Genomic DNA, 19007 nt, shown 5'->3' on the forward strand with positions numbered 1-19007 from the left:
CGGCATAGTATTATTTAGAGAATGTATCGACAAAATCTAGAATTTCTTGTTTCATATTTTCTTTGTCGATGGCTTTTGTAAAGCGTAATGATTTAGCCTTTAACGCAGCCAATTGTTTAGGGAATGCTACACCGGTTACAGCAGAGATGTTATCTAAGCTTTCATAAGGCGTAGAACCAACCTTAATATCAAGGGCCTCACAAATAGGTGTTGGGAATTTGAATGGATGTGCAGTAGATGCAATGATTGTATGACGAGCGCCATCTTCTGGATGCGCTTCTAATTCTTTCATATACGCACCCATCGCAACAGCTGTATGAGGATCCATTAAATAGCCATAGGAGTTATACACTTGCTCAATAATAGCCTTTGTTTCTTCGTCATTTACATAGGCGCCGCTGAAATTAGCTTGTACACGTTTAAATTCTTCTTCATTAACAGATAACTTACCTGTGGATTTCAAATCTTTCATCCATTGAGCGGTTCTTTCACTATCCTCACCGGAGATATAGTACAAGAAACGTTCAAAGTTAGAGGACTCAAGAATATCCATGGATGGAGAAATCGTCGTATAGAATGGACGATTCATATCATATGTACCAGTTTTAAAGAAATCAGTAAGCACATTATTTTGATTAGATGCACAGATCAATTTACCGATAGGGATCCCCATCTTTTTAGCATAGTAAGCAGCTAAGATATTACCAAAGTTACCTGTTGGAACCACGACATTAAATGCTTCATCTTCATGGATAGCACCTTGTGCAACAAGCTCAGCATAAGCATTCACATAGTATACTACTTGCGGTGCCAAACGACCGATGTTGATGGAGTTCGCACTGGAGAACATAACGCCTTTTTCGGCTACTTCTTTTGCTGTGTCTGCATCAACAAATAAACGCTTTAAGAATTGTTGAGCGTCATCAAAGTTACCATGAATAGCAGTTACATTAACATTAGCACCTTCTTGTTTTTGCATTTGTTCCGCTTGCATAGGGCTAACGCCATCAGTTGGATAGAATACTTGAATATGTGTACCAGGTACATCTTTAAAACCTTCAAGAGCAGCCTTACCTGTATCACCAGATGTAGCCGTCAAGATAAGAACCTCTTTATCTTCGCCTTCTGCTTCTTTCGCTGCTACTAATAAATATGGAAATAGTGAAAGCGCCATATCTTTAAATGCTTGTGTACGGCCGTGAAACAGTTCTAACACGGATAGTTTTTCAAGCAAAGAATGTAGAGGTGCAATATCACGAGTGCTAAAGTTTGCATCGCTGTAAGCGGAGTTAATCATTTCCTTGAGATGTGCTTCGGAGAAGCAAGGGAATAATTTAGCTAATACAACAGCAGCTACCTCTTGGTAAGATTTATCTTTAATGTCGTTATAGCTCAAGCAATTCGTTGGAAATAAAGCCGGTACGTATAAACCGCCATCTTCCGCCAAACCATGTAATAATGCATATGTTTCATTTACGGCAACAGTGCCACGTGTACTTGTATAATTCATGGGCAACCTCTACAAACTAAAATTCTACAGAATCAATAATATTCTTTAATTATAGCATAAAAGCGCCCCCAAAGGGGCGCTTTCTATAGATTTTATTGCATATTATTTTATCATTATATATATCGTAAAATTATAACGATTATAATTCGCCTTCTGCAATAGCATCCAATGTATCAAGGGATGGAATGAAGAATAGCATACCTGTAATAGGTTTAGAATAATCTAGCAATTTATCGTTTTGAGTAAACATGTTTGTAAGCATTGTTTTCGTTACATCCCAGTAACGAGCATAGCCGATGAAATATGTGCCGCGCACACCTTGACCAGGTTGTGCAAATGGTACATTCATACGAACGATTTTATGTTCTTCATCGTCACGATTATCTTGAGCTACCACATTGTGAGCTGCTGGATCTTTTTCATCGTCTTCCAATTCAATATCGCTAAATTTACGACGGCCAATGAATTTTTCTTGCATTTCTGTAGGAAGTGCGCGCCACGCATCAAGGTCGTGTTCATATTTTTGTGCAAAAGCGTAGGAACCATTCGTGAATTCAGGGTCTTCATCACCGATAACGCCCCATTCTACCGCTTCTTGGCCTACAGGATTTTCCGTACCATCAACGAAATCGATAATAGCACGACCTTGCTCATAATGGAAACCATGAGTTTCATCAACAACGGATGTAACAGGACGTAAGAATTCCATGATTTGATCCACTACAGTGTATGTAACAGATTCATCATTGGAACGTACATGTAGGAACAAATCAGCCGCTACAGCTGGCACATCTTGTTTGTCACCTTTAATACCTTGGAAGTCTTCTAACTCTTTTGGTACAGGTGCATTAGGGAATAAATAGTCCCATGCTTTACGGCTAAAGCCAAAAGCAATACCCAAGCCTCCACCATTAGCACGAATACTAACAGAACGTTTAATAGCTTGAATACGATCAGCCATATCTTGGATGACTTCTAATTCTGCATCGCGATCTTTACGATTTAATAATAATGTTGTGAAATTGACACTTTGTCCAGCATCTTTATATACATCTTGTGTTCTAGCTACATCTACTGCCATTGGGGACCTCCTAATGAGAAATACAACTATATGCCAATCATAAGCTATTACTAATTTATTGTCTATACTAATTGTCTATACTATATATTAAGATAAATTTATATATCGTGTATCTCCTCACCATATAAGCGTTCCATCCCTTGTCTAGTCACTAGCCACATTTTTCCCGATTTTCTAAATTCCCCTTCTAAAAATCCATTTTTCACACGACCTCTACAGTTTTGTTTAAGAGAATCAGCAGTAACATTCCAACGTTCTGCCGCCTCTTGTGTGGTCATAACATCATCTAATTTCATTATAGAACTCCTAATATTACTAATAGATTATAAACGGATAAGACAAAGGCAATAATGCTAATTATTAAAGTTAATCTTGAAATCATATGCTCGCCATTGTTATAATAGTTAGGAAGATTGGGGCTCTTACGAGCCCCTGTGGTTACTGATTTAATAACTGTATTATTGCGATTGCAAGTTGGATAAACGCGGTTATTATCGGTAGCCACTTTTTTGTTATCTTCCTTAACTACTTCAATGGCATCACCTCCTTCCTTATGTCTGCCTTAACTATACTATATATTTTGTCTGACATAAGTCAAATAAATCTTTTTAACTAAAAGAGGACTTCCACATCTCTAAATGTAGAAGTCCCCATATCAAGTTAATGAATACATATAGTCAGCATATATACATCACTAACTTAATACCTCTAACATTAATTAGAGGATTTCTTCTTTTTCACGAGCACCCAAAAGTGATCTGCACCCATTTTCTTGGACAGACAATAAGAAAAACCCGCACAACCGTGCGGGTTATTTTGGTGGACCACCAGGGGTTCGAACCCTGGACACCCTGATTAAGAGTCAGGTGCTCTGCCAGCTGAGCTAGTGGTCCATGACATGACTTATTATATGCTTATTTTATAGGAATGTAAAGAATATTTATTACATCCCTATAAAATATATTCATTATTTGTATAGCCTATCAGAATTGTAACATCCAGTCCTTTATCGTTTCACAAGCTTCTGTAGGAATAATATCCGTAGTGCCCACACATACCTCATCATGGTAAATTTGAATGACACTATGAGTACGACTTACTTCTTTCACAATAATATCTGTTATATCGGCCTTAGGCACGTTAAATTGTAATCCATAACGACCCAAATAGGTAAATATGAGCTTCTGTGTGTCATATTCCATGTGGACTTGTAACATTTTACCACCAGGCCAACAGGATTCTACATGTTCTTTATTTCTCGGTTTCAGAAAATCAAAAAAGCTCATACTATCCTCCGATGCGCCACATTGGGCGTTCTGGCTGATCCATCGTTACCCCATCATGACGTTCTTGTTTACGTTGTAGTGCCCACTCAATATGACTAGCAAGTTCAGTTTCATTCAGGCCTCGACGTACAAGAGACACTAAATCGGCTTCATCATCACGTAAGAGACAGAGTCGCATTTGGCCATCTGAGGTAAGGCGAACGCGATTGCATGTATCACAATAACTATGAGACATGGAGAATATAAATCCAATCTCCTTACCGCTCGGCAAATTGTAATACGTTGCAGGACCAAAGCCATATACACCGTGATTTTCTGTAAGTATACCTCCACTTACGCGTTCTAATTGAGCCTTCCATTCATCAAAAGTCGGCCCATGAAACGCATCGCCTTGAAATGGCATATACTCGATAAAACGCCAAATCACCGGCCAAGTTTCTACATACGTTAGCAAATCATGAACTTCATCATCAGTCCAGTGACGTGAAAGAACAGTATTGATTTTAACAGAAGTAAAACCAGCATCAATAGCACTTTGAATACCATTTAGAACGGAATCTAGCTGGTTAGCTTTGCCTACACATAGCGCAAAGGCATCACTATCAAGAGAATCGAGGCTAATATTTACGCGATTCAAACCAAGTTCTTTTAATTTAGCAGCTCTAGGTGCCAATAAACTACCATTAGTAGTCATGGATATATCTTCAAACCATCCGGTCTGCTTTATACGTGCTAATAACTCTTCAATATGGGGATATAATAACGGCTCACCACCTGTAAGGCGTACAGCTTTTACCCCCAATTGATGAAATGCACCTAAAATAGTCATCCATTCATCTACAGATAGTAATTGATGTTGGCTTTGTGGTGTAATCTCTGCTGGTCTGCAATAAGGGCAACAAAAATTGCACGCGTCCGTCAACGACAGACGTACATATTCAATTGTTCGGCCCCATGCGTCCTTCATAGTACACCTCATTTACAACATTATTTAATAATCGATACTTCATCACCTACATTAATTGTACCATTTTTTAGAACTTTACCAAAAATTCCTTGCGTAGGCATAATACATGATCCAACTTGTTTCATAATTTCACAACCCTGATGGCACTCTTTACCGATTTGTGTTACCTCTAGTAACACATCAGATCCTAATTGTAGCTTAGTCCCTACCGGTAAATCATACAATACAATGCCTTCAACAGTAATATTTTCAGCAAAATCGCCAGGCTTTACATCGGCCCCTTTATCTCGCATATGCTCAATACTCTTAATGCCGAGCAAACTAATTTGGCGATGCCAATTTCCTGCGTGTGCATCGCCTTCCATGCCGTGATCTACGATGAGATTAGCAGATTCAATATTATGTTTCTTTTGCCCTTTTTTCTCGCTAATGGAGATGGCAATAATCTTTCCTTCAGCCATACAGTCCTTCCCTTCTTATGGGAACAAATCATCTAAATTTATCAATTTATTATACCATAGTATATAGGTATAACCCCTGTGAGTTTAGTCACTATTTCAAGATTATTACTTTCAAAAAAAGAACCCTACCCATTATGAGTAGAGTTCTTCGTATGAATAATGGTGAAAGCCGATTAACGACGACCCATTTCTTTAAATTCATCGCCTTTATTTACGCCATTGAGCAGTAGATTAAGGAGGATAGCCATGATACTACCAAAGGTAATACCAGATTTCAAAATTATTTGAGCCCATGCAGGGAAATGTGCATAGAATGTTGGGGCCGCAATAGGAATCATGGATACGCCAATACTAATGGCAACAAGCATCAAGTTTTGATTACCATCGAAATTAACTTTACCAAGCGAACGGATGCCGCTAGCAATAATCATACCAAACATAGCAATACCAGCACCGCCGAGCACTGCATTTGGAATGCTTGCTACAACAGCCGCCAATTTAGGGAATAAGCCTAATAGAATTAAGATTACACCAGATGCAGCTACTACAAAGCGACTTTTAACGCGTGTTACAGCGATAAGACCAACGTTTTGAGCAAATGCTGTATAAGGGAAGCTGTTAAGAATACCACCAATAACAGTGGAAAGACCATCGGCACGGATAATGGATGCCAATTCCTTACGACCGATTTTTTTATCTACAATCTCACCGATAGCAATACTATCGCCAGTTGTTTCAACCATAACAACGAGCATAACGACTACCATGGAAAGTACGGATGCCCAATCAAATGTAGGCATACCAAAGTAGAAAGGTTCAATCATAGCCACCCAATGAGCTTTGCCTACCTCAGCAAAATTAGCTACCCCCATGGCAAAGGCAATAGCCGTACCACCAATAAGACCAATTAAAACGGAAAGATTACCAAGAAAACCTTTGGCAAATTTATAAGTAAAAATAACGATTAAGAATGTAAGGAACCCGAGTCCTATGTTGGTAAGACTACCAAACTGCGGATTACCTACACCGCCCCCCATCCAGTTGACGGCAACTGGCATAAGGTTAATACCAATGATTGTAATAATGGTACCTGTTACAACCGGTGGGAACAAACGAATCAAACGACTAAAAAATGGTGCCACTAAGAATGTAAAAATACCAGCTATGATGATGGCACCGTAAATAGCGGTCATGCCATGTTGAGCACCGATCATGGCCATCGGACCAACAGAGGCAAAGGTTACGCCTTGAATCATCGGGATTCGACCACCAATATTACCAAACCCTAATGTTTGAATAAGTGTGGCAATACCGCAAGTAAATAAGTCCGCTGTAATAAGTCGGATTAAATCCTCTACAGGCAAATGCATAGCTTGCGCAATAATGATTGGTACCGCTACAGCACCGGCATACATTGCTAATACGTGTTGTAAACCGTAGGCAAACAGCTTAGGTATTGGCAACATAGAGTCAACAGTATTGTTTTGTTCTGACATAATGGTCTCCTGTTTTCTAAACTACAAACATTACACTTATATTTTACGTTATTATTCGGATTTTAACAATAGAAAAAGAGAAACCTTAGAAATTTTATTTTCTAAGGCCCTCTATTTTTATATTTTCCGAACATTAACCGTATAAAAGTATGTTATCGTCCATTTATTTGTACAAGGCTAAAATGGATGCTTCCTTTTCGTCTAGTTCAGATTCAATTTGATTCATTTGTGCTTTTAAGTCAGTTACATAGGATTCATCCTTAATGCCAGATATATTGATACGCACGTTTAAAAACGCTGCTTTTACAGCTGCCCGCGCATTGATGGCTGCAATAATGCCATCAGTAATAAGATTTTGGTTTCCTTTCGTAGCCGCAACATAAGCAAGATCAAAGATTTCATAACTAATCATACCGATTTCTAATGGTACATTAGCCGCATCCTTATAAGCCTGTTGAATCGCAGCAGTACGCGCCAGTTTTTCTTCATCCGTATTTTTAGGCAATGCCAAGGCATCCATAAATAAATTAAATACATTAGCATCAGCTTGTGCTAGTGAAAGCGCTTTCTCACGAATAACCTCTGCTTTTTGTTGTAAAAGATGCATCTCCTCTTGCACATCTTCGTATCCTTTTTTATCAAATGTTAAATTCGCTACCATTTCAGCCAATGCTGCGCCTGTGGCTGCCGTCAATGCTGCAATAGCACCACCACCTGGAGTAGGCTCCTTTGATGCAGTTGCCGCTACAAAATCTTTTACAGTACTCGTCAATAAATCCATATATACTCCTCAATAACAAAGGGGGCTATTGCCCCCTCTGTATACTATGTCAATAAAAATACTATGTCGATTACAATACTATAGTATTAGAACAATCCTTTAATGGTACCGTCCGCATCAATGTCCATGTTAAGTGCAGCAGGACGTTTAGGCAAGCCTGGCATAACCATAACATCACCGGTACGGCATACTAGGAATCCTGCACCATTAGCAACGCGAATATCCGTTACATTGATTGTAAAGCCTGTTGGTGCACCTAATAACGCTGGGTTATCGGATAAAGAATATTGCGTCTTTGCCATACATACTGGCAAATTATCAAGGCCCCACTCTTTTAATTGAGCGATTTGTTTTTTCGCTTTAGCCCCAAATGTAACACCATCACCACCATAAATAGTGCGAACAATTTTACCGATTTTGTCTTCGATGCTATCTGTTAATTCATATACAAATTTAGGTGTTGGTTCACTACCTTCCACGAGTTCCACAACGCGTTTCGCCATGTCGATACCACCTTCGCCACCTTTTTCCCAACATTCATTGAGCTCTACAGGCACGCCATAGTCATTGCACAACCGTGTTAACTCCGCGATTTCCGCATCCGTATCGGTAACGAATTTATTAATAGCAACCATAACAGGTACACCGAAGAAGCGCATATTTTCAATAGCTTTACGCAAATTGCTGAAGCCCTTTGTTACAGCCTCTACGTTTTCTGTATTTAACTCTTGTTTTGATACGCCACCATGCATTTTAAGAGCGCGCAATGTAGCGACGATGACAACGGCATTTGGGAAGATATCGCCATAACGGCATTTAATGTCGAGGAACTTTTCTGCCCCTAGATCAGCGCCGAATCCAGCTTCTGTCACCACGATATCACCAAGTTTCATGCCGAGTTTTGTAGCTACTACAGAGTTACAACCATGTGCAATATTAGCAAATGGACCGCCATGAACGATGGCAGGCGTATGTTCCAATGTTTGTACAAGATTTGGTTTAATAGCATCCTTCATAAGAAGTGCCATCGCACCTTCACATCCGAGTTGATGTACATACACCGGTTCACCCTTAAGATTTGGACCGATGACGATGCGACCAAAACGAGCTTTCAAATCTTCTAAATCCTTAGCTAAACACAAAATAGCCATGATTTCAGAGGCAACGGTAATCATAAAATGATCTTCGCGGGGGAAGCCACAAACTTTTCCGCCCATTGCGACAGTAACATTACGCAATGCACGATCATTCATATCGAGAACACGAGTCCAAGAAATTTGACGCAAATCGATTTGGAGCTCATTACCTTGGTGGATGTGATTATCAATCATAGCGGATAAGAGATTATTCGCTGCTGTAATGGCATGCATATCGCCTGTAAAATGAAGGTTAATATCATCCATTGGTACAACTTGTGCATAACCGCCGCCAGCAGCACCGCCCTTGATACCGAACACAGGTCCCAACGATGGCTCGCGAAGTGCAGCAATAGCCTTTTTACCGATTTTATTTAATGCTTGTACCAAACCAATGGAGGTTGTAGATTTACCTTCCCCTGCTGGCGTTGGTGTAATAGCCGTAACAAGAACTAATTTCCCATCTTTTTTATTTTCTAAACGCTTAATGGCATTAAAGGAAATTTTTGCCTTATAATGACCATATTGCTCTATATCATCAGGCGTAAGACCACATTTATCAGCAATAACCTGAATTTTTTCCATCTTATTTTGTTGAGCTATTTCAATATCGGTAAGCATAATTCCTCCTCATATCCACCTGTTTTGTCTACTGTGAATGTATATTTGTACACTCGTTACTTTTCTATTATATGTGAAAGTATGGATTATGTCTAATCATTTCTTACTTATGTGTATATTCGTTTCTCTAATTAATACATAAATGTAAAAAAGTCAGTATATAGTACACAAATACTACATACTGACTTTTTATTACATAATCACAATAACTACAACAATATTAGAGCTTTCATACCATTTAATAAAATTACATTTTTATATTAAAACGGGAACAAAATTGGCAATAATACTAATGCTACAATACTAGACACGACAATGAGTGGTAAACCAGCTTTCACATAATCCATGAAGCTATAGCCTGCTATGTTATAAACCATTGTATTAGCTGGCATACCAATTGGAGTAGCATACGCTAAGGAGCTAGCAATTACAATAGCCGCCAAAACCGCTTTTGGATCAAAACCAAGTTGAGACGCCAGGCTAAGACCGATTGGAACCAACAATGCACATGTAGCAGTGTTGGACATGAAGTTTGTCATGAATACGCCAAGTACAAAAATAACAACTAATACAATAATTGGGGATGGACTCGCACCAAGGCTATTTACAATAAAATCTGCCACAACAGCACCTGTACCGGTTTTAACCATGGCATCACCAAGAGCCATAGAACCAGCGAAGAGCATGATTGTTTTCATATCGATGGATTTAACCGCTGCGGTTTCACTAATAACATTAGTAGCCACCAATACAAGGGCACCAACCCAAGCACTTACATAGAGTTTTACACCTAATTGTTTTTCAAAGATCATAGCCACAACTGTAAGTATCAATACTAAGGCGGAAATCCATTTTTTCCAAGATGGTACATGACTATAATCATCATTGCCTTCAAATGCACCATCCGGTTGATGACTTGGAGCATCTGGTAAGAAACGTTTACCAATTGTGGCATAGAAAATAGTACCAACGATTAGAATCGGTAAACCTACTAGACCATAATCAAAGAAACCAAAAGAGCCTAAACCTGCTTGTTGCAAGCCCGCTTGGGCAATCATATTACCAGGAGCACCAATTAGAGAAATATTGCCACCCATAGCAGCGGCAAATACGAGGGGCATCAACAATTTGGTTTGTTTAAAACCGCTTTTTTTACAAATACCGATAATTACAGGAATCAGTACAGCGGCTGTACCAGTATTAGATAAGAAACCAGATAAAATACCTGTAATCATCATAACGGCAACGAGCAAAGATGTTTCAGTTTTAGCAAACTTATGAACTACATTCCCTACCTCTACGGCCACACCTGTTTCAAAGAAAGCTGCACCAATCACGAACATACCCATGAAGAGCAAAACATTTGGATCTACAAAACCTGCAAATGCATCTTTAGCAGATAATACACCGCTTAGATGTAAACCAACGGCTACAATCATCGCCGTAATAGACAATGGAATTTTCTCCCACGCAAACATGACTATGGCAAATACTAAAAAGCCAAGAGTTATCATTACACTCGTATCCATAAATACCTCCCAATACGTGTAATATACCTAAAAAAGGGTACAAAAAAGGAGGATTCTACAAAATCCGTATAATCCTCCTATTTAGTTAATATTTACAATGCAATTATTTAATGAAGCTTACGTGTTTGTAGATTTCTTCTAACACTTCTTCTTTTTTCGCATTGTATTCTACTTTTTTATTTTCAAAGTAGTTATTGCCTTCTGCATCGATGGATACGATGAGTGGACCGAATTCTTTTACACGGCAAGTCCACAAGGTTTCAGGCATACCGAGTTCACGCCAGTTAGCAGACTCGATTTCTTCTACTTCTGTAGCAGCAAGTACGGCATTACCTGCTGGAAATACGCAGTGAAGAGCACCAAAATCTTTACATGCACGAGTTGTTTCAGGGCCCATGCCACCTTTACCAACGATGAGGCGTACACCTGTTTGTTTTACAAATTCATATTCGAATTTTTCCATACGCATAGATGTTGTAGGACCTACGGAAATCATTTCGAATTTATCATCCCCATGGTCACGCACGATTGGACCAGCATGCAAGATGGCACCATTACGAACATCTACTGGTAATTCACGACCGTATTCAACAAGACGACGATGCGCTACATCACGGCATGTTGTGATGTGACCATTTAAATAAATAATATCCCCTGCTTTAATACCTTCAAGATCAGATGCTTGGATTGGTGTTGTCAAAATATGTTTAGCCATTAGAATGTCACTCCTTTGTGAGATAGAATTTCGTACTTACCGTCTTTATCAAATACCATATGTCCGCGACGATGGTTCCAGCAGCCAACGTTAACAGCTACAGAAATTACAGATGGATGACGAGAACCATGTTCGATGTTTACACCCATAAGGGATTTATCACCACCCATACCTTGAGGTCCAAGATGTAATGCATTAATACCATCTTCTAGTAATTGTTCCATATATGCTGCTTTTTCATTTTCAGCCTTAGAGGATACAGGACGCATCAAAGCCTTTTTGGACATAACCGCTGCTGTATCGATAGATGTAGCAATACCAACACCAACCAACAATGGAGGACATGCATTCAAGCCATAGCTTGTCATCAAATCTAACACGAATTTAGCAACCCCTTCATAACCTTCACCTGGCATCAATGTTTTACCAGATCCTGGCAAGGAACAACCACCGCCAGCCATGTAAGGGAAAATTTCTACATCATCACGACCAGGAACGATATCCCACATGATATATGGTGCTGTACGGCCAATATTTTTACCTGTATTGAATTCATCGAATGTTTCAACACAGTTATGACGAAGTGGTGCATCTTGTGTAGCTTGGTATGTAGCATTACGCAAAATTTCTTCCAATTCACCAATTAATGGATAGTTAGAACCAACCTTCACCCAGAATTGTAATACCCCTGTATCTTGGCAAGAAGGACGATTCAATTCGTAAGCAAGATCCATGTTTTTATGCATAGTTTCATAAATTGTTTTAGCTAATGGATTTTTTTCATCGGCTGCTAATTCTTTGATTTTTGCTTCCACATCATCAGGTAATTTCTTTGCCATATAAGCAATGAACTTGGCGATGACATTTGTCATTTCTTGCACTTGTTGTTCTTTCGTACTCATCGTAAACCTCCAAAAAGACTTCATTATTTAAAACTTAACATTTATTTCTATGTCGGAACCTTAGCTCCTTTCGATGATTTCATTCTACTCTTTTTTCAGGATATAACTATCCAATTTACAAGTTCATTTTTACTGATGAAAGTCTATAAAACTCATACAAAATTCCCCTAATCATTCTTTTTCACACCATCATACATATACAATTTTACCTATATGAACGTACAAAAAAGAGCACTGCTATCGAAAAGCAGTGCTCTTTTACCATATAAATTAGTAGAATTTCGGCATATACAAAATCACCTATACCTAATGATTGTATATCACAATTCCGCTACAACAGATTTAAGTTGTTTTTTTACAGTCTGTAACTTTTGATTGGCCTTATCTAACTCAACCTTATATTGCAAGTCATCGTGATAAGGAACGAAGGATTCTAGTATTCTTATAATATCTTGTTCTTGGGTAGAAATCATTTCCTTCCAGTCATGTAACTTAGTTTTACGCCCCAGCTCTTTTGCTTGCTTACGGTATTCTGAAGGGGTTGTATGAAAATGCTTTTTAAAGGACACATTAAAGGCTTTGATATCTGCAAATCCACAATCACTCGCAATATGAGCCACACTATCTGTAGAGTTAGCCAAACGAACAGTGGCCTCACGCAATCTCAATCGCAACACATATTCTAGAAAGGAAACACCTAATTGGCGTTTAAAAAACTGAGATGTATAGTTCACATTATAACCACCGATTTGAGCAATATCTTCTAGTTCAATCTTTTGCTGATAGTTTTTATCTATATAGGCAATCATCTTATCAAAGGTAGCTACCGTCATATCAACAGGCTTACCATGCATCAACTTAACTGCATCAATCTCACTATATAGATTACTAGCTAATGACAAATAATGATGCTCTAACCACAACCGATTATCTGGGCTTTCAGCATCAGCCATCAATAACATCATCATAGCTGCATGATGACGCAAGGATGTAAAGAATGGATTGTGACGATTCGATTCATCTGAACGTACTACAAATTGATACATCCCAAAGTTCGGATCAAATTGTTGAAAGAAATCCTTACCTACATGAATAACCAATGCCGTCGTATCCTGCTCTAATGCCAACGTCGCATGCCCCACTTGAGGGGAAATAATGATAGAGTCGAGAGGCTCCATTGTAAAAACCTCACTATTACAACTCATCTCAATGCGCCCTTTTAAGAGAATAAGAATCTCAGTCTCTCCATGCCAGTTGTAATGATAGGTACTTACCTTATATATATGGCTACTAAAATCGATATGATTATGTTTATAGGTATAGTAAAAGTAATCCATAATTACCTCATCTTCTAACATAAAAATGCATCCCTAATAAATCCAAGGGATGCATTTATTATGATATATATGGTTAACGACGGTCAACAGCATCATTAAAATTATCTATTTATTATAGTCTACGATGCGAGTGTTCAATGTTGATCTCTTATATGCGAAATTACATAAGAGCTGTAATAGCTGCTGCTAAACCGAAGAAGATGCCTGGTGCATTAGCCAATGCAACTGGAATATCTCTATGTTCTTTAAACAAGCCATATGCTACCCATAATAAGCAGTTAATCGCTGCTACAAGTGGTTGAATCCAATCGCCTGTACCTGGATGAGCTAGGTTGTTCATAATTTGTGGAAAATAAGAAACATACATTGCTACTGCTGTAACTGTTGCAACTTTACCTACGTTTTCCATGAATTTAATACGGGTCATTATATCCTCCAAAATTAGTAACTGAATACGTGTTTGTTATCTGATGAATCATATTCTACTCGTTTCGGACGATATAACTATCCATATTAAAAGGTAATTTTCTAGGTAAAATCACAGAAAATATATTGAATTATCACTATCTCTCTCACTTTGATCAATCTCAAATCTATAAATTATCCCATAAAAAAGAGCACTACTTATCAATAGTAATGCGCTTCTAAGAAATATATAGTTTTTAAATATATAGAAAATCACCTAGGTCTAATTTTTCTATATACTACGAAAAATATTTTGCTTGTATGGTAAAAGTTCTACTATTATCACGCCCTACTATAGATATTAATTACAATTCGCTAACAACATCGGCAAGCTTCGCTTTCAATGATTCTAGCTTGTTGCTCATGTACTCTAACTCCGCTTTTGCTCTAGCATCATCTTCATAGGACAAGAAGGAATGTAATAGGTCTAGCACATCTTGATTTTCAACGGAAATAATTTCCTTTGAACCTTGTACTATTGTTTTACGTCCAATTTCTTTCACTTGCTTCCGGTATTCTGTCGGGGTCATACGGAAATGCTTTTTGAAAGCCACATTAAAGGCCTTAATATCGGAAAATCCACAACTACTTGCAATTCTTGCCACAGCCTCATCCGTGTTGGTTAATTGTGTTGTAGCATCTCGTAGTCTTAACCGCAATACATAATCCACAAAGGAAATTCCCATTTGTCGTTTAAAAAATTGAGATGTATACGCCACATTATAGCCACCAATTTTTGCAATGTCTTCAAGCTCTAGCTTTTGTTGGTAATGCTCATCGATATAGGAAATCATTTTGTCAAAGGTAGCCGGTTTAATATCACCAGGCCGCGCATTTTCATGAACTTTTTTTACTGGATCAAATTCTCTAAATACATCACCTGCTAAAGCTAAGTAATGATGCTCTATCCACATGCGGTGAATTGGGCTGTCACCTTTATGCATCAATAACATCGTCATAGCCGCATGATGGCGTAAGGTCGTAAAAAACTCATTATGACGAGTGCTCGCATCAGAACGAACAACAAACTCATACATGCCAAAATCCGGATCATACTGTTGATAAAATTCATTCCCTACATGAACAACAAAGGCAACCACGTCCTCTTCAAGCGCTAGTGTTGAATGTCCCACCTGAGGCGAAATAACGACAACATCAAGAGGTTCCATTGTAAAAGTCTCATCATTACAACTCATCTCAACACGACCTTTTAAGAGAATAAAAATCTCCGTACCTCCGTGCCAATTGTAATTATAAGTACCAACCTTATATATACTGCTGCTAAACTCTATATAATTGTGCTTGTAAGTATAATCGAAATAATCCATAGCATCTAATCGCTCCATATGCAAAAAAGCATCCCCTACCGATCTAAGAGACACCTTCATTATGATATATTCATTCAGTTACGGTCAATAACATCTTTAACCTTTAATATCTATTACGATACATACTGTTTCCAAAAATTAGTACAGGCCTGTTCTATTGGCAACAGGCCCATACATGCGGTCCCAGAATTAGTACAGGCCTGTTCTATTTCCAACGAGCCTAGACATATGGTCCTAGAATTAGTACAGGCCTGTTCTATTGGCAATGAGCCTATACATAGGGTCCCAGAATTAGTACAGGCCTGTTGTATTGGCAGCCGGCCTATACATAGGGTCCAAAAAATTAGTACAGGCCTGTTGTATTGGCAGCAGACCTATACATATGGTTCCAAAATTAGAACAGGCCTGTACTAATTTAAAAAGGGACTCATACATGAGTCCCTGGCAATTTATTATATTGTTGGTAAGAGGCCTAGCAAATATACCTTAAATATATCTCCTTCATGTACCTCATGTACGCCTTGAGGAATACAGGCTAAGGCATTAACGGTATATAATCCAAGCATGCTGCTACTGTTAAAGTGACGATTTGCCACAAAACGAGGTTGTCCATCACCAAATATGACCTTGCCTTGCACGTAGCGATCAAAGGCATTACGTTTAGATAGATCGCAATCCATTACACAATTAAGTACTGGGGTGGACCAATTTTTAATACCTTTATATCTACGCAAGGTAGGAACCACAAGTAGATGCCAACCATTAAAGGCAGCACCGGGATTACCGGATAAGCCAAAGATAAGTTGGCCTTTAGGGGTAACCGCACCATAGGAGGCTGCACCAGGTCGCATTTGGATGCGTTCATATAGGGTCTTAGCACCTAATTTTTCATATATAAGAGGCATGGTGTCAAACATGCCTACAGATACTCCGCCTGAGCTAATGATGACATCTGCTTGTTCACTGAGTTCAAGGACGCGTTCAATTTCTGCGTCTAGTCTATCCGGTGCATCGCTCACATGATAATGGGTAATGCGCCGAAAACCTAAATCAGCAAGTAAACTACAAATCATCATGCGATTTGAATTGTAAATTTTTCCTGCAGTTAAGGGTTCGCCCGGCTCAATAACTTCATGGCCTGATGTAAGAACCAGTATACGTGGCATCGCATACACAGACACATCGATACAACCAAGTCCGATCAAAATTGTCTGCACCGTAGAGGTTATTTCTGTCCCCTTTGGTATGACAACGGTCCCTGCAGAACATTCTTCACCACGAGGGATAATATGGCTACCCTTTTGTTGCGTACCTTGTAAAGTAATTGTAGCCCCTACTTCGCCAGTACCTTTCACCTGTTCTTGCATGATAACTGTATCACAAGTACTGGGTACAGGAGCGCCTGTCATAATACGTACAGCATGGCCAGTCGTTACAGGTTTATCCCATACAACACCAGCGCCGATGATACCATCGACGATATAGGTATCACAATTAGGATCATATGCTAAGGCATACCCATCCATTGCGGATTTATGAAAAGCGGGCACATCGGTAGGTGCCAAAACATCTTCGGCCAACACACATCCTTTTGCGTCGCCAACGGCAATGGATTCGATGCTATGATGTTGTTCTCGTAAAGCCTCATTCCACAAATGAAGCGCTTCATCAACAGTAACGGCTATCATCTAAATTCCTCATCATACTTTGTATTCGACATACCAACGATGGTACGCATTGATCTAATTCAGTAACCTCTATGGTTTCTACGCGTTCTATATCACTAGATATCAGTGATTCTGTATATCCCTCTCTGGTTACCTCTACAATCGGAAATATACCTTGAGATCTCGTTTCTAGTATAGCAATATCTACAGGTAATTGCTGTACCAAATCATACAGATTAGATTGTTTTTCGGTGTGTATGCGTATGGCCGTTTCCGTGGGGCCTGCAATGGCTACGGCCGTGGCGCCTGCTTTCATAGCAAGATCCGTATCAGTTCCTTCATAATCCATGTGAAAGCCATGTTTATCGCTTTTTACAACGCCTACAGAGAAACCAATTTGTTCTAATTCCTTAATTAGTCGCGTTACCACCGTAGTTTTACCAGTCTTACGTTTTTCAGCAACTACGCTGATAAGTGGAACATGACGATTCGCATTAACAGCCTCTGCGCGGGACCACTTATAATCCTCTATATGATTCACATTGCGTAAATAATGACCGTAATCACCTGCATCAATGGTTACCACAGGTCCTACAATATCTAATGCATGCTGCAAAGATACATCCTCTCCTGCTAAAGCATTTTGCAATAATGGAGCAATGGATGGCTTATATATCCCCGCCATAGGTTCATAGCGTCCACTTTCACCAACAGGCACAATAACACGCCAGTCATCACCCTCTACTTGGTAGAGCCAATCATAATATAAATTAAAATCCATAAACGGCATATCTACAGCTAACACCGCATAAGCATGACTCTTGCCTACGGCCAATGTGCTATATAATCCGCCTAATGGACCACTTCGAGGAACAGAATCCCGAACGATAGAAACTTTTTCTTTCTCTTTATTCGACAATGTGTCGATAATGTTAGCCTGAATGGCTTGGCCTAGACTTTCATCGTCACCGATAGAAATGAGAATGTCATTAGCATCATGTTCTAATGCATTGCGCAACGCATGAGAAATGAGGCTTTCACCATTCGTCCAAGGCAATAAAGCCTTAGGATATCCCATGCGTGAACTTAGGCCACCGGCCAAAATAATTACGCCTAAATTAAGCACCGCGTTTCAACCCTCTTTTTACCCCTTGGTAAATAAACAACAACACAGCAATATTAAGAATTCCATCCGGCACCATATAAGATGCATTATAAATCATAGAGTAGATCCATGGATTTTGACCTTGCGGTGCATAACTAGCAAATACAACAGCACCACTTGTTACGGACACAAACCAACGAAGCGCAATAGCAACAATAGATCCGCTAACAAGACCTGTCATATTGTCCTTGAAATACCCGCACACACCAATAACACCGTAAGCAACAAGATAGTCTAGGATGATGCTTAGATAATGGATAGATGATTTAAAACCGAGCAAGAAATGAAGTATGCCATATACAACGCCAGCCAAAATACCGCGTGCACCACCCCAGCGATATGCAAAAATCATGAGAGGTACCATGGATGCGGCCTTAATGGAACCGCCTTGTGGCATATGAAAAAGTGTAATAAAAGATAATACTTGTGCAATAGCAATAGCTACACCAGCTTCTGCTATCATGCGTGTCTTGGAATGCTCCATTAAAATAACCTCCTATTAATCTAATGTGTATATAATGGGCTGAACATAGAGAAAATGTACAGACAAGCTACCTATA

18 protein-coding genes and 1 tRNA gene are annotated in these 19007 nt (G+C 39.1%); all 19 read right to left on the minus strand.

What is annotated here, in order from left to right; genetic code table 11:
- Window positions 1–10: 10 nt before the first annotated feature.
- Window positions 11–1510, minus strand: a complete 1500-nt coding sequence (gene thrC, locus VIHSUH07_RS06745; protein WP_105084365.1) for a threonine synthase — start codon at window positions 1508–1510, stop codon at window positions 11–13.
- Between the two features lie 139 nt (window positions 1511–1649).
- Window positions 1650–2591 (minus strand): Dyp-type peroxidase, encoded by a 942-nt coding sequence (locus tag VIHSUH07_RS06750; protein ID WP_105084366.1) that lies wholly within the window; start codon window positions 2589–2591, stop codon window positions 1650–1652.
- 98 nt (window positions 2592–2689) lie between these two features.
- Window positions 2690–2887: a helix-turn-helix domain-containing protein gene (locus VIHSUH07_RS06755; protein WP_105084367.1), complete on the minus strand. Its 198-nt coding sequence runs from the start codon at window positions 2885–2887 to the stop codon at window positions 2690–2692.
- A gap of 521 nt (window positions 2888–3408) precedes the next feature.
- Window positions 3409–3484, minus strand: a tRNA-Lys gene (locus VIHSUH07_RS06760).
- 90 nt (window positions 3485–3574) lie between these two features.
- Window positions 3575–3877, minus strand: a complete 303-nt coding sequence (locus VIHSUH07_RS06765) for a hypothetical protein (protein ID WP_105084368.1) — start codon at window positions 3875–3877, stop codon at window positions 3575–3577.
- Window position 3878: 1 nt separating this feature from the next.
- Window positions 3879–4844: a GTP 3',8-cyclase MoaA gene (gene moaA, locus VIHSUH07_RS06770; protein ID WP_105084369.1), complete on the minus strand. Its 966-nt coding sequence runs from the start codon at window positions 4842–4844 to the stop codon at window positions 3879–3881.
- Window positions 4845–4864: 20 nt separating this feature from the next.
- The gene (locus VIHSUH07_RS06775) at window positions 4865–5305 is read right to left on the minus strand and encodes an MOSC domain-containing protein (protein ID WP_105084370.1); all 441 of its coding nucleotides are present in this window, start codon (window positions 5303–5305) and stop codon (window positions 4865–4867) included.
- Window positions 5306–5478: 173 nt separating this feature from the next.
- Complete coding sequence (locus VIHSUH07_RS06780; RefSeq protein ID WP_105084371.1) at window positions 5479–6801, minus strand: nucleobase:cation symporter-2 family protein; 1323 nt, start codon at window positions 6799–6801, stop codon at window positions 5479–5481.
- Between the two features lie 163 nt (window positions 6802–6964).
- Window positions 6965–7582, minus strand: coding sequence for a cyclodeaminase/cyclohydrolase family protein (locus VIHSUH07_RS06785; protein WP_105084372.1), 618 nt, complete (start codon window positions 7580–7582; stop codon window positions 6965–6967).
- Between the two features lie 86 nt (window positions 7583–7668).
- The gene (locus VIHSUH07_RS06790; RefSeq protein ID WP_105084373.1) at window positions 7669–9339 is read right to left on the minus strand and encodes a formate--tetrahydrofolate ligase; all 1671 of its coding nucleotides are present in this window, start codon (window positions 9337–9339) and stop codon (window positions 7669–7671) included.
- 260 nt (window positions 9340–9599) lie between these two features.
- Complete coding sequence (locus tag VIHSUH07_RS06795; RefSeq protein ID WP_105084374.1) at window positions 9600–10868, minus strand: SLC13 family permease; 1269 nt, start codon at window positions 10866–10868, stop codon at window positions 9600–9602.
- A gap of 103 nt (window positions 10869–10971) precedes the next feature.
- Window positions 10972–11583 (minus strand): L(+)-tartrate dehydratase subunit beta, encoded by a 612-nt coding sequence (gene ttdB / locus VIHSUH07_RS06800; protein WP_105084375.1) that lies wholly within the window; start codon window positions 11581–11583, stop codon window positions 10972–10974.
- Complete coding sequence (gene ttdA, locus VIHSUH07_RS06805) at window positions 11583–12485, minus strand: L(+)-tartrate dehydratase subunit alpha (RefSeq protein WP_105084376.1); 903 nt, start codon at window positions 12483–12485, stop codon at window positions 11583–11585. Before ttdA ends, ttdB begins: the two co-directional genes overlap by 1 nt.
- 320 nt (window positions 12486–12805) lie before the next feature.
- Window positions 12806–13822 (minus strand): AraC family transcriptional regulator, encoded by a 1017-nt coding sequence (locus VIHSUH07_RS06810; RefSeq protein ID WP_199176839.1) that lies wholly within the window; start codon window positions 13820–13822, stop codon window positions 12806–12808.
- 160 nt (window positions 13823–13982) lie between these two features.
- Entirely contained in the window at window positions 13983–14249 is a 267-nt protein-coding gene (locus tag VIHSUH07_RS06815) for an ABC transporter permease (RefSeq protein ID WP_105084378.1), read from the minus strand.
- Window positions 14250–14592: 343 nt separating this feature from the next.
- Complete coding sequence (locus VIHSUH07_RS06820; protein ID WP_105084439.1) at window positions 14593–15615, minus strand: AraC family transcriptional regulator; 1023 nt, start codon at window positions 15613–15615, stop codon at window positions 14593–14595.
- A gap of 452 nt (window positions 15616–16067) precedes the next feature.
- On the minus strand, window positions 16068–17303 hold the full coding sequence (locus tag VIHSUH07_RS06825) for a molybdopterin molybdotransferase MoeA (protein ID WP_105084379.1): 1236 nt from the start codon (window positions 17301–17303) through the stop codon (window positions 16068–16070).
- Window positions 17284–18408: a molybdopterin-guanine dinucleotide biosynthesis protein MobB gene (locus VIHSUH07_RS06830; RefSeq protein ID WP_105084380.1), complete on the minus strand. Its 1125-nt coding sequence runs from the start codon at window positions 18406–18408 to the stop codon at window positions 17284–17286. The genes VIHSUH07_RS06825 and VIHSUH07_RS06830 overlap by 20 nt, the downstream gene beginning before the upstream one ends.
- Window positions 18401–18931 carry an energy-coupled thiamine transporter ThiT gene (gene thiT / locus VIHSUH07_RS06835; protein WP_105084381.1) on the minus strand — a complete coding sequence of 177 codons (531 nt, stop codon included), beginning with the start codon at window positions 18929–18931 and terminating at the stop codon, window positions 18401–18403. The genes VIHSUH07_RS06830 and thiT overlap by 8 nt, the downstream gene beginning before the upstream one ends.
- Window positions 18932–19007: the final 76 nt, after the last annotated feature.

This window comes from Veillonella sp. T34266-5, from assembly GCF_002959815.1.
Taxonomy (GTDB): domain Bacteria; phylum Bacillota; class Negativicutes; order Veillonellales; family Veillonellaceae; genus Veillonella; species Veillonella atypica.

Bases quoted from the DNA above. Each gene is read 5' to 3' on its own strand.
- VIHSUH07_RS06820 (WP_105084439.1), bottom strand. From the start codon at position 15,615: ATGGATTATTTCGATTATACTTACAAGCACAATTATATAGAGTTTAGC.
- VIHSUH07_RS06775 (WP_105084370.1), bottom strand. From the start codon at position 5,305: ATGGCTGAAGGAAAGATTATTGCCATCTCCATTAGCGAGAAAAAAGGG.
- VIHSUH07_RS06795 (WP_105084374.1), bottom strand. From the start codon at position 10,868: ATGGATACGAGTGTAATGATAACTCTTGGCTTTTTAGTATTTGCCATA.
- thrC (WP_105084365.1), bottom strand. From the start codon at position 1,510: ATGAATTATACAAGTACACGTGGCACTGTTGCCGTAAATGAAACATAT.
- VIHSUH07_RS06815 (WP_105084378.1), bottom strand. From the start codon at position 14,249: ATGACCCGTATTAAATTCATGGAAAACGTAGGTAAAGTTGCAACAGTT.
- ttdA (WP_105084376.1), bottom strand. From the start codon at position 12,485: ATGAGTACGAAAGAACAACAAGTGCAAGAAATGACAAATGTCATCGCC.
- ttdB (WP_105084375.1), bottom strand. From the start codon at position 11,583: ATGGCTAAACATATTTTGACAACACCAATCCAAGCATCTGATCTTGAA.
- VIHSUH07_RS06790 (WP_105084373.1), bottom strand. From the start codon at position 9,339: ATGCTTACCGATATTGAAATAGCTCAACAAAATAAGATGGAAAAAATT.
- VIHSUH07_RS06755 (WP_105084367.1), bottom strand. From the start codon at position 2,887: ATGAAATTAGATGATGTTATGACCACACAAGAGGCGGCAGAACGTTGG.
- VIHSUH07_RS06750 (WP_105084366.1), bottom strand. From the start codon at position 2,591: ATGGCAGTAGATGTAGCTAGAACACAAGATGTATATAAAGATGCTGGA.
- thiT (WP_105084381.1), bottom strand. From the start codon at position 18,931: ATGGAGCATTCCAAGACACGCATGATAGCAGAAGCTGGTGTAGCTATT.
- VIHSUH07_RS06780 (WP_105084371.1), bottom strand. From the start codon at position 6,801: ATGTCAGAACAAAACAATACTGTTGACTCTATGTTGCCAATACCTAAG.
- moaA (WP_105084369.1), bottom strand. From the start codon at position 4,844: ATGAAGGACGCATGGGGCCGAACAATTGAATATGTACGTCTGTCGTTG.
- VIHSUH07_RS06825 (WP_105084379.1), bottom strand. From the start codon at position 17,303: ATGATAGCCGTTACTGTTGATGAAGCGCTTCATTTGTGGAATGAGGCT.
- VIHSUH07_RS06765 (WP_105084368.1), bottom strand. From the start codon at position 3,877: ATGAGCTTTTTTGATTTTCTGAAACCGAGAAATAAAGAACATGTAGAA.
- VIHSUH07_RS06810 (WP_199176839.1), bottom strand. From the start codon at position 13,822: ATGGATTACTTTTACTATACCTATAAACATAATCATATCGATTTTAGT.
- VIHSUH07_RS06785 (WP_105084372.1), bottom strand. From the start codon at position 7,582: ATGGATTTATTGACGAGTACTGTAAAAGATTTTGTAGCGGCAACTGCA.